12 protein-coding genes are annotated in these 14,127 nt (G+C 36.1%); 5 read left to right on the forward strand and 7 right to left on the reverse strand.

Annotated elements, in window-relative coordinates:
- Positions 1–12 precede the first annotated feature (12 nt).
- The 5 genes from ACQKMI_RS21565 to ACQKMI_RS21585 form a co-directional block, all read right to left on the reverse strand.
- On the reverse strand, positions 13–969 hold the full coding sequence (locus ACQKMI_RS21565) for an N-acetylglucosamine kinase (protein ID WP_427492255.1): 957 nt from the start codon (positions 967–969) through the stop codon (positions 13–15).
- A complete protein-coding gene (argH, locus tag ACQKMI_RS21570; protein ID WP_427492257.1) occupies positions 957–2,471 on the reverse strand; it encodes an argininosuccinate lyase in 1,515 nt (504 codons plus the stop codon). The genes ACQKMI_RS21565 and argH overlap by 13 nt, the downstream gene beginning before the upstream one ends.
- 27 nt (positions 2,472–2,498) lie before the next feature.
- Complete coding sequence (locus ACQKMI_RS21575; RefSeq protein ID WP_427492258.1) at positions 2,499–4,220, reverse strand: ABC transporter permease; 1,722 nt, start codon at positions 4,218–4,220, stop codon at positions 2,499–2,501.
- A 12-nt stretch (positions 4,221–4,232) separates the two neighbouring features.
- Positions 4,233–5,303: an ABC transporter ATP-binding protein gene (locus ACQKMI_RS21580; protein WP_427492260.1), complete on the reverse strand. Its 1,071-nt coding sequence runs from the start codon at positions 5,301–5,303 to the stop codon at positions 4,233–4,235.
- 538 nt (positions 5,304–5,841) lie between these two features.
- Entirely contained in the window at positions 5,842–6,942 is a 1,101-nt protein-coding gene (locus ACQKMI_RS21585; RefSeq protein ID WP_427492262.1) for an extracellular solute-binding protein, read from the reverse strand.
- 654 nt (positions 6,943–7,596) lie between these two features.
- Here ACQKMI_RS21585 and ACQKMI_RS21590 point away from each other — a divergent pair.
- From ACQKMI_RS21590 to ACQKMI_RS21605, 4 genes are all read left to right on the forward strand, one after another.
- Positions 7,597–7,995 (forward strand): lactococcin 972 family bacteriocin, encoded by a 399-nt coding sequence (locus tag ACQKMI_RS21590; protein ID WP_427492264.1) that lies wholly within the window; start codon positions 7,597–7,599, stop codon positions 7,993–7,995.
- A gap of 65 nt (positions 7,996–8,060) precedes the next feature.
- Complete coding sequence (locus tag ACQKMI_RS21595) at positions 8,061–10,238, forward strand: DUF1430 domain-containing protein (RefSeq protein ID WP_427492266.1); 2,178 nt, start codon at positions 8,061–8,063, stop codon at positions 10,236–10,238.
- Between the two features lie 7 nt (positions 10,239–10,245).
- Positions 10,246–10,875, forward strand: a complete 630-nt coding sequence (locus ACQKMI_RS21600) for an ATP-binding cassette domain-containing protein (RefSeq protein WP_427492268.1) — start codon at positions 10,246–10,248, stop codon at positions 10,873–10,875.
- A gap of 1 nt (position 10,876) precedes the next feature.
- Positions 10,877–11,074 (forward strand): bacteriocin-like WGxF protein, encoded by a 198-nt coding sequence (locus ACQKMI_RS21605; protein WP_427492270.1) that lies wholly within the window; start codon positions 10,877–10,879, stop codon positions 11,072–11,074.
- A 256-nt stretch (positions 11,075–11,330) separates the two neighbouring features.
- Here the strand turns inward: ACQKMI_RS21605 and ACQKMI_RS21610 are convergent, their stop codons facing one another.
- Together ACQKMI_RS21610 and ACQKMI_RS21615 are read right to left on the reverse strand one after the other, a co-directional pair.
- The gene (locus ACQKMI_RS21610; RefSeq protein ID WP_427492272.1) at positions 11,331–12,248 is read right to left on the reverse strand and encodes an EamA family transporter; all 918 of its coding nucleotides are present in this window, start codon (positions 12,246–12,248) and stop codon (positions 11,331–11,333) included.
- 17 nt (positions 12,249–12,265) lie between these two features.
- On the reverse strand, positions 12,266–12,829 hold the full coding sequence (locus ACQKMI_RS21615; protein ID WP_427492370.1) for a GNAT family N-acetyltransferase: 564 nt from the start codon (positions 12,827–12,829) through the stop codon (positions 12,266–12,268).
- 349 nt (positions 12,830–13,178) lie between these two features.
- On the opposite strand from ACQKMI_RS21615, the gene ACQKMI_RS21620 reads away from it, so the two are divergent.
- Positions 13,179–14,126 carry a carbohydrate kinase family protein gene (locus tag ACQKMI_RS21620; protein ID WP_427492274.1) on the forward strand — a complete coding sequence of 316 codons (948 nt, stop codon included), beginning with the start codon at positions 13,179–13,181 and terminating at the stop codon, positions 14,124–14,126.
- The last annotated feature ends 1 nt before the right edge of the window (position 14,127 follow it).

Consider the following 14,127-nt stretch of genomic DNA (forward strand, 5'->3'; position numbering starts at 1 on the left):
GAGCCTATGACATTACAGATTGTCATAGGCCCTTTTTGTACGCTCCATAAGATAATGGATAGGTTGATGCTGACATAGAGAAACTTCAATTTGTGGATACATCGATTTCATTTCTTGTGAAAAAGTTTTAAAAATTAATGGATTATGCTTAATGGCACCACCATTACAATAAAGGCTAAATGCTTCGCCTTGATAGTCGATTTTTTTCAACACGGCACATGCAAGGAGCGCTAATTCATGGGCAGCACGCATTGATATTTGGATGGCACATGAATCCTTTTTGGTCACGGCATCTGCTAAAAATGCCCCCATTTTTGCAAGCTGCGCGTTCGTGTAAGATGGGCGGAATAGCCATGTGGCTAGCTCTGTAACATCTTGTATGTGTAAGTGATGATAGACAGCATTTTTTAATAGGGTCGGCTCACCGCGTCCGTCTTCCATGCGGAAAATGGCGCGTATTACTTCTTGCCCTAGCCAATAGCCACTGCCTTCATCTCCTGCACGATGCCCCCAGCCACCTGCACGTACTATTTGTGTACCGGTAAATGCGTAAGCAATGGCTCCTGTTCCAGCGATGAGTAATGCGCCTGCCTGTCCAGCAGTAACACCAAGTAAAGTGGCTTGCGCATCATTTTCTATAATAAGCGTATCTATTTTTAGCTGTAATGCTGATACGGCGCTATGAATGATTGCTGATACGATTTCATGATCTTTGGGAGAATCAATCCCAGCCATTGCAAAGGTAGCTACAGCAATAGTGGAATCAGCTTGCTTTTGCAAAAAGTCCTGTACATTTGCTAATAAGGCTTGCACTATTTCTGTAGCAGATGTAGCTCCGATCGCTTGATAATTCGAGCCACTTGTTGAATGTGTATAGTTTATTTCGCCAGACTCGGCATGTACGAGCGCACATGCCGTTTTTGTAGCACCACCGTCAATAATTAGTAGCCATCCCATCATTGATTCCATTCCTCTATAAATACGGTTAATTGTTTTTCTGCCTCAATAATCTTAAATTCCTTCAAACGAATCCACTCATAAAGATTTTGAGAATTTGCCTTGGAGCGTTCAAGAGACGCTTTCATCGTTACTGGCGCTGGACCACCAGGTAATGTACGTACACCAACGAAGGATTCTGGTTTTAATGTGTTATAAAAATCTTCCTCAGAAATTTTTAATGGTTTACCAGTAATTAATTTGGATTGTGTATTGGTAAGACCCCATGTAAGACTTGCTAAAGACTCCTCCCCATGAGAGAGCAATACTTTAATACATTTACTAACAATACTATGTGCCTGGCGGAATGAAATCCCTTCAGAACGCACTAACGTATCGGCAAGTTCTGTGACATTGGCAAAGCTATTGTTTGCTCGACTTCTTAGCTTTTTCTTGTTGACATCCATCGTGACAACTAACGAACCAAATAGTTTGTAAATACCTATTAAACGGTCGATGGCGCGCCATAAATATGGTTGCATATCATCCTCTGTGTCTACAATATCTCCAAATGGTGTATTATGTACCATCTGTAATACAGTACTAGCGTCACCTACAACCGCTGATAGCAATGAACGTGTATGCTCTATTGAAACTGGATTGCGCTTTTGTGGCATGATTGAGCTAACTTGTACGTACGGGCTCGCCAACGTAAATGCATTGAATTCCTGTGTAGCCCATAGTAGAAAATCCTGGGATGTACGGCCGAGATTAAGAGCCGCAAGCTGAACGATACTCGCTGCCTCTGCGATATAATCTGCACCAGCAACCGCATCCCACGCATTTTCGATAATATCGTCGAAGGCCAATAACTCACGCATGCGCTCTCTATTAATATTGAAGCCAGTTGTTGTTAATGCCGCTGCTCCCATACTACTACGATTCACCGTTTTGTAGACATGCTGTAAACGTTCAAAGTCGCGTTCAAGTTGATCAATGACAGCCTTCAAATAATGTGCAAAGGTTGTCGGCTGTGCCTGCTGCGTATGTGTATAGCCAATCATAATCGTATCAACGTGTTCCTCAGCAGCTGCAATTAAATCATCCCGTAATGTCAGTAATTCACGCATAAGCAATAACAATTTTTTTCTCAAAGTCATTCGATAAATGGCAATGCCCATATCATTACGACTTCTACCAATGTGAAGATTTCCTGCAATATCGCCAGCAAGCTCTATTAATTTATTTTCGATGCGGAAAAACAAATCTTCGTATCGCGGGCTGTAATCCTCTATACGAAAATAGTTCAAGTCTAGTTTTTTTAGAGCGATACCAATCTCTTTAGCTTCTTCTTTTTTGACTAGTCCCTGTTCTTCTAACATTTTTAAGTGTGCAATATTGATTTGTAGCATAAATGTTAAAAAGTTTTTCTTGGCTTCATCGTAAGCCGGCTGTAAGACAATTTTACGATAAATATTAGAAGGGAAGATCATCCCATCCTCTTGCTGTGTTTTGTTGCGGAAATCTTCAAACATATGAATGGCCTCCTATTAGATTAGCAGTTATATGGCCGAACCAGCACTGCCTTTAGATAACTTCTCAGAAATAATAAGCACAATTAAAATTAAACAAATTTGTAAGACGCCATATGCACAAGCAGTTCCAAATTTAAACGAATATAGTTTTTGGAATATCGCCACTGATAATGGGATGGTCGACGTACTGTAAATAAGAATGGACGCTACGAATTCGCCAAAGCTTTGAACAAGTGCTAGTAGCGTACCTGCCAAAATGCCTGTAAAGGTAAGGGGAAGTACAATACGTCTAAATGAATACCACCATGTTGCACCTAAACTCCGTGATGCTTCTTCGATAGATTGATCTAATTGAACAAGTGATGCCGATGTCGAGCGGAAAACAAGAGGTAAATGTCTAATAAAATAAGCTAACGGCAAGATCCAGAATGTCCCGACAAGAACTTGATTCAAGGCGAAGATATTTTCTGTACTAAAGGCTGCGATCAAATTGACAGCTACAACCGTTCCCGGCAATGCCCAAGGAACCATGATTAAAATATCTAGTAATGTTTTACCTTTGAAGTTTAACCGAACCATTGCATAGGCTGCCGCAACACCGAAAACTATATTGCCAAGTGTTGCAACGATCCCCATTCGAACGGAATTCCAAATTGGTCGCCACGTCCGTTCATCTGTAAAAAGTACTTGATAATGATCCAATGTATAGTCTGTTGGGAGAATTTGCGTTTTCCATGCACCATCAACGGAAAATGAAATTAATATAAGCACTAAAATCGGCAAAATTAAAATTAATGTGCCTATGAAAGACGCAATAGTTGCCATAACTTTCATGCCTCTTGATGACACTTCAGAACGATGAACACTAATACCTTTACTAAGGTTTTGATAATTTCGGCGGTTTTGATACCAGCGCATCACAATTAAAAAGGTAATGGACACAAAGGATAAGATCATAGATTGTGTCGCTGCCATATCTAAATTCCCGTTCGTACGTGATAAATAGATTTGCATGGTCATTGTGCGTTCGACACCGAACATTAAAGGTGCAGTGTAAGACGCCATAGATATCATAAATACGAGTAAGGATGAGGCAACAATCGAAGGTGTTAACATGGGCAAAATAACCTTTGTCCATACCCGAATACGCCCGGCACCTAAACTAGTAGCAGCTTCTTCTAAAGCTGGATCAAGACCTTTTATAGCTGCTGAGGCGGTTAAGTAGAAGTAAGTGTACATAGTGAATGTATGTACTACGATAACCCCCCATATGCCTTTTAATGAAAAGGGTACTTGCTCTAAACCGAATAGGTGCTGAAATGCACGTGGGAAAATACCACTGTCTCCATACAAAAATGTAAAGGACAGTACACCTACTAGTGGCGGAAGAGCCATAGGTACCAATACTAAAACAGAGAGTATCCGTCTACCTGGGAAATTATAGCGTTCCAGAAGAAAGGCCATGGTTACACCGACGATTGCACAACAAATAACACTGATAGCGGATATATATATACTAGTCCACAAAGCCTCTATATTTGCTGGGCTAGCTATATTAAAAAAGTTTTTATAATTAGAGAGCGCATCATCACTAGAAAAGCTTTCTTTAAACGTTTGATAGAACGGGTATACCACATAGGCAAACAACACTAAAAATAAAGGCGCAACTAAAATATAGACAAACCAATTCGAGCTAGTTAGACGTGTCCATGCGTTTCCTTCAGAAGGATTGTGGTGTGTTTTTTCCATGTTGGTACCCTCCTATTCTCCTAAAAAATACAGTGAATCTTGGGCTATAGTTAGAGTGATTTCTTCACCAATTTTTTTGAATTGACCATTCATATTAATAATCATTACTTTTAGTGAAAAATCTAGACATTCCACAATGTAGTTCACACTAATTCCTGTAAATTCAACAAAAGTGATTTTACCCGTTAATGTGTTTTCACCAGTACCTTGATGAATAGATTCAGGACGAATAGAAATAAACACTTTGTCTCCAATCATATGCGTTAAAGTGGGGGAGCTTTGTTGCTTTCGCCCAGTGAGAACAAGTCCACTCGCTGTTTTTACTTGTATATCGTCATCATTAACAGCATCGATTGTCGCCTCAATTAAGTTTGTCTCACCAATAAAATCTGCTACGAAGCGGTTTGAAGGTCGATTATAAATCTCTTGAGGCGTACCGATTTGTCTGACGTTCCCATTTTCCATGACCATTATCCGATCTGACATGGACATAGCTTCCATTTGATCATGCGTAACATAGATGGTTGTAACACCGAGCTCAGATTGAATACGTTTTATTTCAATGCGCGTTTCTTCGCGTAATTTAGCATCTAAATTTGACAATGGCTCGTCTAATAATAAAATATCAGGCTCTATGACAAGCGCCCTTGCCAATGCAACCCGTTGCTGCTGCCCACCTGATAATTCATTAATTTTCCGATGACCATATTGCGATAAATGGACAAGCCCTCTAATACGGTCAACTTTTTGCTTGATCTCCGCCTTTGAAAATTTCCGGACTTGTAATCCAAAGGCGATATTTTCGTCTACCGTCATATGTGGGAAGAGGGCATAATTTTGAAACACCATCCCTATGTTCCGTTTATTAGGTTGAAGCCTTGTCACATCGAAATCATCAAAAAGAATTTTTCCTTCCGTTGGGTAATAAAATCCGGCTATCATCCTTAGTGTTGTCGTTTTACCACAACCACTTGGACCGAGGAACGTGAAAAATTCACCAGCTTTAATATGAAGATCTAAATCTTTTACGCCATGAATTTGACCGAATTTCTTAGAGACATTTTCTATTTTGACACTTTTCAACTGAAATGCTCCTTTCTCGTTAGAAAATTAGTTGCATGAAGCCTCGAGCAAAATATACTCGAGGCTTATAAACATGAACAATATTCGTAGATGTTTTATGATATTTAAAGGCTCATCACCATAATGTAAGGTTGATTTCCGTTCCGACTGGGCGCTTTCCTGGGGGCGTCCGATGAGCCGCTTCACTCGCGTTGCTCGCTCCAGGGTCTCGGGCCAACATGATGTTGGTCACGAAGGCGTTATCACAGGATGTGATGGTTTTAGCCTTCGTTCCTCTATCGCTGATCCCCAAGGAGTCGCCCAGTCTCCACTCCAATCAACCTTTATCAATTTCGCCTTGGCGTAATTGAGTCCGGATTTTGAATTGTGCCAGCACAATTCATTCCTTAGATGTTTGGACACCCCATAAAACGCATCCGCATTCATCTCAACATCTTTAGAGGTGGGAGTCTTCTACTGAATGAAGATAAAAGGCATACGTTTTAACAAATGTTATTCCTAGCAACATAGGGCCAGCTCATAACTTTTTAGTCATCGGTCACTTTTTTCCGCGGCCTTTAATATTGTTATCCCAATGCTCCATCCACTCAGCTTCTTTTTCAGTCATGAGCTGCCAATCTATATCAAAAGTTTTTAAATCTAATTCTTTATACCACTCAGGCATTGCTGCTTTATCGATATCTGAGCGAGTAGGAATTTGATAGTAATCGTGGGCTAGTTGAGTCACCATACCTTTTTCAAATATGAATTCTGTGAAGAGCTTTGCATTTTCTAAGTTTTTGGCATTGTTTACAACACCAACACCATCAACTAAAATCGGTGCACCACTTTTCGGATAAATGTAATCGAAAGGATAATCAGTCGTATATTTCTTTAATAAAATATCTTGCAAATTCCATAAAGAAACGCTGCCTTCTTGTCGTGTCATCTTTAAATAAAGTGCATTTGGATCTTGTGTATATTCCTTCGTGTTGGCATCTAATTTTAATAACCAATCGTAGCCCTTCTCAGGTGAATCTGCGCCTTGACGTAAAATCATAGATGAGTAAATCGTACGCATCGTCCCAGAAGCCAATACACCTCGAATTAAAATTTTATCTTTCCACTTTGGATCTAATAACTCATCCCAATCCTGTGGGCCCGTTTCTTTCTTTAATACATCACTGTTAATCATAATAACTTCTGGTAGTAACATTTCACCAAACCAACGACCATCTGCATCTTTATAAGCCGCATCAATGGAGTCGTTAAAGCTAGGCTTCCAAGCTTGAAGTAAATCTTCATTGGCGCCGACAGTTAGTGCAGACTGCGTACCGCCCCACCAAAAATCAGCCTGAGGATTAGCTTTTTCACCACGTAGGCGTTCTAAAATTTGCTGCGCACCCATTGTTAAAAATTCCACTTCAATGTCTGGGTACTTTTCGTTAAACTGATCGATTACCTTTTGTACCATTTCCTCATCGCGCCCTGTATAGATCACAAGCTTTCCAGATGGTGTAGCTGCCACATCGGTCTTTTCAGAATCGGATTTTTTGTTATCTGTAGCATCTTTTGTAGAAGTCTTACTATCACTACTACAAGCAGCTAATACAACAACCATCAGCACAAGTAAAAAGCCGAAGATACGTGTTTTCTGCATAATCTTCCCCCTCCCTAATAGTGAAAAACTTACATATAGCAGTATAATCCGGAGACCTTACATTAATGTTAGAATAATTAAAAAATTATAATTAGATTCCTCATAGCTAAGAAAATACTAGATAGCAATGGCGTTTAACTTCTTTCAGCGAGTGCCCAAACACCCGCTGAAAGAAGTTAAAGCCTCCGGCGAATGTCACGGAATCGGCTTTGTGCAGGCACAAAGCCGATTCCGGACGCACTTATACCGAGGTATAAGTGATCTAGAGTCGAAAACGCTTTAAAGTAGCGAGTAGTCTCGGTTTTGGGGACTTTGAGAATAGATTATCAAAATATGTTCAAAAGTGAACAAAGATTGATTTTGGTGTTTTTGAAATACTTGTTGGAAATTAAAACGAGGAAATCTATAAAGTTTAATTTATGTATGTCTAAATATTGCAGTAAAGGAGTTTTATAATGATTTAAAGATCGTTTCATGGGATTTTAGCAGAAACAATTTTGTTTATCTGAACTTATCTAATTATCAAAATTTTCTCAAAAGCACGCAAATATTGATTTTGATTATTCTGAAATTGGTGCTACGATTTGAAAAAAGGACATCTATAAAATTTATTTTTATGTATGTCCTAATCATCTTAGTAAAGGAGTTTTTATAATGATTAAAAAATCGTTTCGTGGAATTATAGCAGGATTAGCAGTTTGTACATGTTTAAGTGTATCAGCAAAAGGAGCTTTGGCAGAAGAATTACCTACAAATGGAGGCGGTATTGACTTGGATGCATTAATAGCCCAAGAAGAAACAGGTTCTTTCCTAGTGGATGATACTAATAATATCGTTAGAAAACCTGTAAAAGCTGGAGGCGGTACATGGGAAGTAATCTGGGGATTGGATCGTCATTCCTCGGAGTACAACCATCCTTCAAAAGCACATATGTCAGCCGCAGGTAATTGGAGTACCAAACGTAAAAGTGAATGGGAAGCACCAGGTAACTTAGCATATATATGGGTTAAAACTTCACTTTGGGGTAATACAGCAGGTTGGGATACTAAATAAATATTAAACAAATACAAAGTGTAGGGATTTTCTCTATACTTTGTGTTTATTGAAAGGATATATTCATGAAAAAAATAATATATCTATTTTTAACTATTGTGATAATCACATCAAATTTATTCAGTTTTTCACTATTTTCGAATAATAAAGTAGTTGATTTTTTATATAAAAGAAATCAAATTGTTATGATTGATTATAGTTATGCTAAATTAAACTTCAACGTTAATGAATTTACTGAACATTTAGTTGAATTTTCTAAGAAAAATAATATTAATATTTCTCAATATAATTTTATAAGCGAAAATTCTTTAAATATTTACTCTACGAACGTTTTAAAAGATTCTTATATAAATTTAAAATCAGGAGGATTTCCGATTGGAAAGCGTTTTATCGCTAATTACTCGAAAGAAGATGAAAAAAACCAATCAGGTATTTTTTACTTTCCACTATCTAATTGGAAAGTTCATATATATGATTTTAAACAAATAAAAAATATAGGATTAAACAATGAATTTTATTTGAGTAGTGTAGATAAAGAAATCCTCCATTCTTTTACTAAAGAATTCTCACCATACGGTAACATACAAACTAAACAAGAAAAGATAAGTAGTTTAGCATTAGCAAATATTTCTTTATTAATGATTGTTATTTTTTCTTTTGTTATTTATACAATAGGGATATTTTATTTTTTAATTCAAAAACGGAAAACGTTATTATTATATAATTTATGGGGGTATTCAAAAGTAAAAATTGTATGTTCTTTTATTAGTCCCTTTTTGTGGTTCTTGTCCATTGTATTCACATTAGTCACAATGGGATTAATTATATTTTCCGTAATTTTTAAACACGTGTACTTTTTAAAAGATTTTTTCCCACTGTTCATACTAGTGAATATTTTGATTTTAATGATTCTTCTATTTGTTACATTACTAGGTATATTATTAATTTTTAAATTTAATAAATATCGTTATAGTGTTAAAGGTGCTTTACCATTTCGAAAGATTCAGTGGATGTCTATTATTTTAAAGACATTAGTATCTATTGTTCTTTTTAGTATGATTAGTTTTTCTTTTATGAAATATAATAATTTAACCAATAAATTAAATAGTTTAAGTTACTGGGATGACACTCAAAATGTATTTCGTATTCAAGTAGGTGTGCTAAATAATAGTATTTCGGATAATTTAAAACTCGATAGAGATTTAAACGATAGGTTAAGTCTGTTTTATGAAAAAATCAAAAAAAATAACCAGGCCTTTCTCATAGAAGCCGAAAAATTTAGTGTTATTAATTATAAAGATGGAAAACCTATATATAGCTATATGTTAGGTATTAAAAATACAAATGATCTTTATACCCCTCAGGGAAGACGTATTGTTATAGATGAAAATTATCTCAAAGTCAACCCGATTCAAAGTAGTAATGGTGTGTCGATTATTAAGCAGTTGCATGAGGATAAAAATACCTTGAATGTATTAGTGCCTGAACATTTAAATGTTATCGAAGAGCATATTGTGAATTCGTATCGAGATTGGTTTTATTTCCAAAGCGTTGAAATTGTCAATATGTATAATAAAGAACTCGCTCAACCATTACTTGAAAAGAAAATAGACGATTTAAAAATTAATATAATCTATACAAAAAAAGGACAAGAATATTTTACATATAGTAATTATAGAGGAAACCAAAAAAATAGAGTTATAGACCCTGTCGCTATTTTATACACTGATAGCTTAGATACCTCTACCATAGGTGCGTATACGACACATTCATTATTTTTCTTAGATAATTCGAATGGAAATGCCTATGAAAATATTTCTACATCGTTAGAAGAAGCAAACGCTAAAGAAATAAATAGCGTAGTATCTGTTTATGACGAAGCAAGTGATGAAATAATTGAACTAAAGTGGGAATTGTTTCAACAACTAATTGGTTTAACTATTGTTATTATATTTTCATTTATACTTTTTATTGCATATATTTGGTCTTACTATAATGCACATCTTTATCAATTAACCCTTAAATATTTGTTCGGTTATTCTTATTGGAAACGAAATAAAACTATTATTCTTATAACTAGTCTCTCTAATTTTTTTGCAGCTGTATTGGTGTTTTATTTCTTCAAAAGTACTAATGTTATCTTATTACTTTTAGGAACTTTATTTTTAGAACTGCTGTTTTTGTATATATTCGCCAAATTTTCGAACGAGAAAAATACAAACAAAGTAGTAAAAGGGGATTGAGTATCTAATGATTGAACTCAAAAATATAAGTAAAAGTTTTTTGGGGAAAACTATACTTACAAATTTTTCATTGAGCATTGATAAAGGAGAATTTGTATCTATTATGGGTGAAAGTGGTGCAGGAAAAACGACTGTTTTAAATATGATTGGTCTATTAGATAAGCCTGAAAAAGGTACTGTTTCTATAGATGGTCATTTAAATCCAAATCGTAAAGTTACTATGTATTTGCGAAGGCATAAATTCGGATATATATTTCAAAATTATGTGTTAATGAATAATGAAACAGTTAAAGATAACTTACTAATTTCACAGGCGTATAGTAACAATTTTAGTAATGAAATAATGATAAATAATTTAGAAAAAGTCGGCTTGAATGCTACATATTTAGAAAAGAAAGTTTATCAGTTAAGTGGTGGTGAACAACAGAGGATTGCTATAGCCAGAGTAATGCTAAAACCTTGCGAAATAATATTAGCAGATGAACCAACAGGAAATCTTGATGATTTAAATAAAGAAGTTATTTTGAATTTATTTAAGCATTTAAAAGCTTCAGGGAAAACTATTATTTGCGTAACTCATGATAAGGAAGTAGCTGAATGGTCAGATAGAATAATTAATATAGAGCGGAAAGAATAAGATGAAAAAAATCATAGCATTATCTTTAATCAATTGTATGTTAATACTATTAACTGTAGTTATACATAAAATTATTTATAGAGTAATGTTGTTGGGATATGTTAATCTAGTTACATATTGGGGTCTATTCATACTAGTTTTTTTAGTATTAAATGTGCTTGTAAATATAATGTTCTATAAAGAAAAAAATAATTTATAGATGTGGTAGGACTTCACAAAAAGAGCTGGTAATTTATCATCTATCTTAAGTGACTTTATCTCTTTTATCAACTTTAAACTAAGTGTGAATAGCATTGTACTAAGCGATGAAAACGGCAATTTTAGATCAAACGAAACTTGACACGCGCACAACTTACAGCGTTTAGGTATAGAGCGCTTGATTTATAGTTAATACAGAAATAAGGGAGATGTATCAAAAAATGATACATCTCCCTTTTAAATTTAGATGAAAGTATTTACTTACTATTAGGCTCTAAAGATTTATCCTTTTGTCGTCGCTGCGAAAGTATTGTTGGTAGCATCATACCTAGAATAACCAAAATAATACCCGCTATTTGTAAAAGAGTTAAAGGTTCATGTAAAACAATAACTGAAACAGTTACAGCCACGGGTAACTCCATAGCACTTAAAATAGAGGCAAGAGCTCCTCCCACCTTCGGAACAGCTATAGAGAATAAATAAATCGGCAAAATAATACCGAAGAGTCCCAGTGCTAGTCCGAATTTCCATAAACCACCGGCAAATAATTTACCGTTCCAAAGAACTTCAGGGTTTAGGAAAATACTAATGATGATAAGGGCGACAAAGGAAACAATCAACACGCGTGATGTAGTTGTAATACCTTCCACATGACGAGAGTTAAATTGGATAAAGCAAGCAAAAGTAAAGGCAGCAACAAAACCTAGTAGCCAGCCTTGAATCGCAATACCGCTTAAATCTACATTTAGTACGCCAGCCGCTAAAATAGTTCCAGCAAATAATACAATAATAGAAATCACTTCAGTTCGACTTGGTAAGCGTTTATGAAGTGCGCAATCTATTAATAAGCCGATCCACGTGAATTGGAAGAGCATTACTACGGCAAGAGAGGCTGGTAGATACTTTAATGATTCTCCGTAAACAATCCCTGTAGTACCGGTAAATATCCCGGCGCACACTAAAATAAGCAGTCCCTTTTTAGAAAGCTTCGGTAATTGTCTTTGTGTAATTATAAAAATAGTTGCAACAAGCATAAAGCCAATAATATATTGACTCGATACTGCCTCTCCTGTTGTAAAGCCATGCTGCATAGCTACTTTGACTATTGTCGATAGTACACCGTAGCTACTAGAAGCAATGACAATCAAAAGAGGATATATTAAATTCTTTTTCATGTTTTTTATTTCACTTCCTAAAATTGTTTCACCATATGATGAAATGGTTCATCAATGATGGACCACGGCTCTGTAATAACAAAGCCCATACGTTCATAAAGGCGACGAGCGTCCTCTTTTTCTGTTTCAACATTTAATGATAATTTTGTATAACCTCGTTTTTGTGTTTCCTCTAAGGCGAATTGTAATAATAATGTTCCAATTCCTTTACCACGAGCTTCTGGTGCTACACAAACAGTATCAATATAATATTCATCTTCATGCGCTTCTTTATCGATGATTACAGATGGCGCATTTTTTTCTTCAAGCCACTTTACGAGATTCGCATCCATGTGAATGGCTTCGACACCATTATAATAAACAAGAATTCCTAGTACTTGCTCATTCTCAACAGCAACATAAGTATTTAAATAGGAATGTCGATTATCCTCACGCTTGAATAGTACAGTAAGTTCTTGTTCTACAGCTTTAGCTGTCTGTTCTCCTGTTAAACGGTTGGCAATTTCACCAATCGCATCAATAATTAGTGGTATAACGGCATGGGCATCCTGTGGTTGCGCTTGTCGAATTGTAATACTCATTGTCAAAATCCCTACCTTTCTATACGCAAGTATAACAAAGATAAATGCTGACTCAAGTTTTTGAATTAATGGTGATATTCTGACGGCATTTTTACATTTTTTCATCGGATGTCCAAACCCTCGATGAAATAGAGGAACTCAGTCAAAGAACGCCACGTCCTGTGGCATTATCGAAATGACCGACATCATGCAGGCAAAAGCACAAAGTAGATTCTGGAAGCATTGTGTATCTGTGCGACAGCGGTAATTATGCCAAGCTGTATTTGATTATTTTTCCGAAAGTTTAAAACTTTATACGATATCTGATTTCGTGTTAATCTATAATGACTAGAGTTTCGGGAGGACAACAATGACAAAGGAAGATAAGGATTATATTTTAGTTTATGGAGATGCTTTTATTGACTATATCGCTGATGATGTAACAAATACATCATTTACTAAATATATGGGTGGTGCGACGGTAAATGTTGCTGCGGGAATTAGCCGTATCGGCGCTCCATCTGCATTAATTACGATTACTGGAGACGACGAAGGCTCTCAATTCGTTCGAGATGGTCTTGCACAAGAAGGGGTAAACTTGGATTATGCTGTATTTGACCCTGCGAAGCGTGTTAGTGGTGTCTATGTACATTTAACAGAAGCATGTGAGCGAATTTTTAAAGATTATGTCGATGAGACGCCAGATTTACAAGTAGAAGCAACACAATTAAACGAAGCAGCTTTTAAACATGCATCTGCTTTAACAGTATGTTCGGGGACAATGTTCCATCCTACAGCACTTGATACAACACGAGCTGCTGTAGAGATGGCAAAGGAAAAAGGCGCCATTATCGCAATGGATGCGAATATTCGTCCTCTACGTTGGAGCAGTGAGCAAGTTTGCCGTGAAACGATCACGTCATTTTTTGAGCAAGTAGATATTTTAAAGGTTACTGATGAAGAATTATTTTTCCTGACAGAAACAACTAGTTTGGAAGAGGGGATTGAGCAATTAAACAGTTATTTAGTGCCTGTTATTTTAGTAACAGTAGGGGAAAATGGCACTTATGCGGTATTAAATGGTGAAGTTATCCATGTACCGACAGAAAAGGTTGTGCCAGTAGATACTACAGGTGCTGGAGATGCATTTATGGCTGGAGTATTACGCGATGTTCATTACAATGGTTTACCTACAACAGAGGAAGAACTTGTTCGTTGTGCAAGCTTTGGCAATAAGCTAGGTGCTTTGGCAGCCACTAAAGCAGGGGCACTAACAGCTCTTCCATACTATGATGATATTAAGCATTTACTTAAATAGT

Source organism: Lysinibacillus sp. NPDC097214, from assembly GCF_050277945.1.
GTDB classification, from domain to species: Bacteria; Bacillota; Bacilli; order Bacillales_A; family Planococcaceae; genus Lysinibacillus; species Lysinibacillus xylanilyticus_B.

Coding starts and splice junctions, on each gene's coding strand:
- ACQKMI_RS21595 (WP_427492266.1), top strand. CDS start 8,061: ATGAAAAAAATAATATATCTATTTTTAACTATTGTGATAATCACATCA.
- ACQKMI_RS21565 (WP_427492255.1), bottom strand. CDS start 969: ATGGAATCAATGATGGGATGGCTACTAATTATTGACGGTGGTGCTACA.
- ACQKMI_RS21575 (WP_427492258.1), bottom strand. CDS start 4,220: ATGGAAAAAACACACCACAATCCTTCTGAAGGAAACGCATGGACACGT.
- ACQKMI_RS21610 (WP_427492272.1), bottom strand. CDS start 12,248: ATGAAAAAGAATTTAATATATCCTCTTTTGATTGTCATTGCTTCTAGT.
- ACQKMI_RS21620 (WP_427492274.1), top strand. CDS start 13,179: ATGACAAAGGAAGATAAGGATTATATTTTAGTTTATGGAGATGCTTTT.
- ACQKMI_RS21585 (WP_427492262.1), bottom strand. CDS start 6,942: ATGCAGAAAACACGTATCTTCGGCTTTTTACTTGTGCTGATGGTTGTT.
- ACQKMI_RS21615 (WP_427492370.1), bottom strand. CDS start 12,829: ATGAGTATTACAATTCGACAAGCGCAACCACAGGATGCCCATGCCGTT.
- ACQKMI_RS21605 (WP_427492270.1), top strand. CDS start 10,877: ATGAAAAAAATCATAGCATTATCTTTAATCAATTGTATGTTAATACTA.
- ACQKMI_RS21600 (WP_427492268.1), top strand. CDS start 10,246: ATGATTGAACTCAAAAATATAAGTAAAAGTTTTTTGGGGAAAACTATA.
- argH (WP_427492257.1), bottom strand. CDS start 2,471: ATGTTTGAAGATTTCCGCAACAAAACACAGCAAGAGGATGGGATGATC.
- ACQKMI_RS21590 (WP_427492264.1), top strand. CDS start 7,597: ATGATTAAAAAATCGTTTCGTGGAATTATAGCAGGATTAGCAGTTTGT.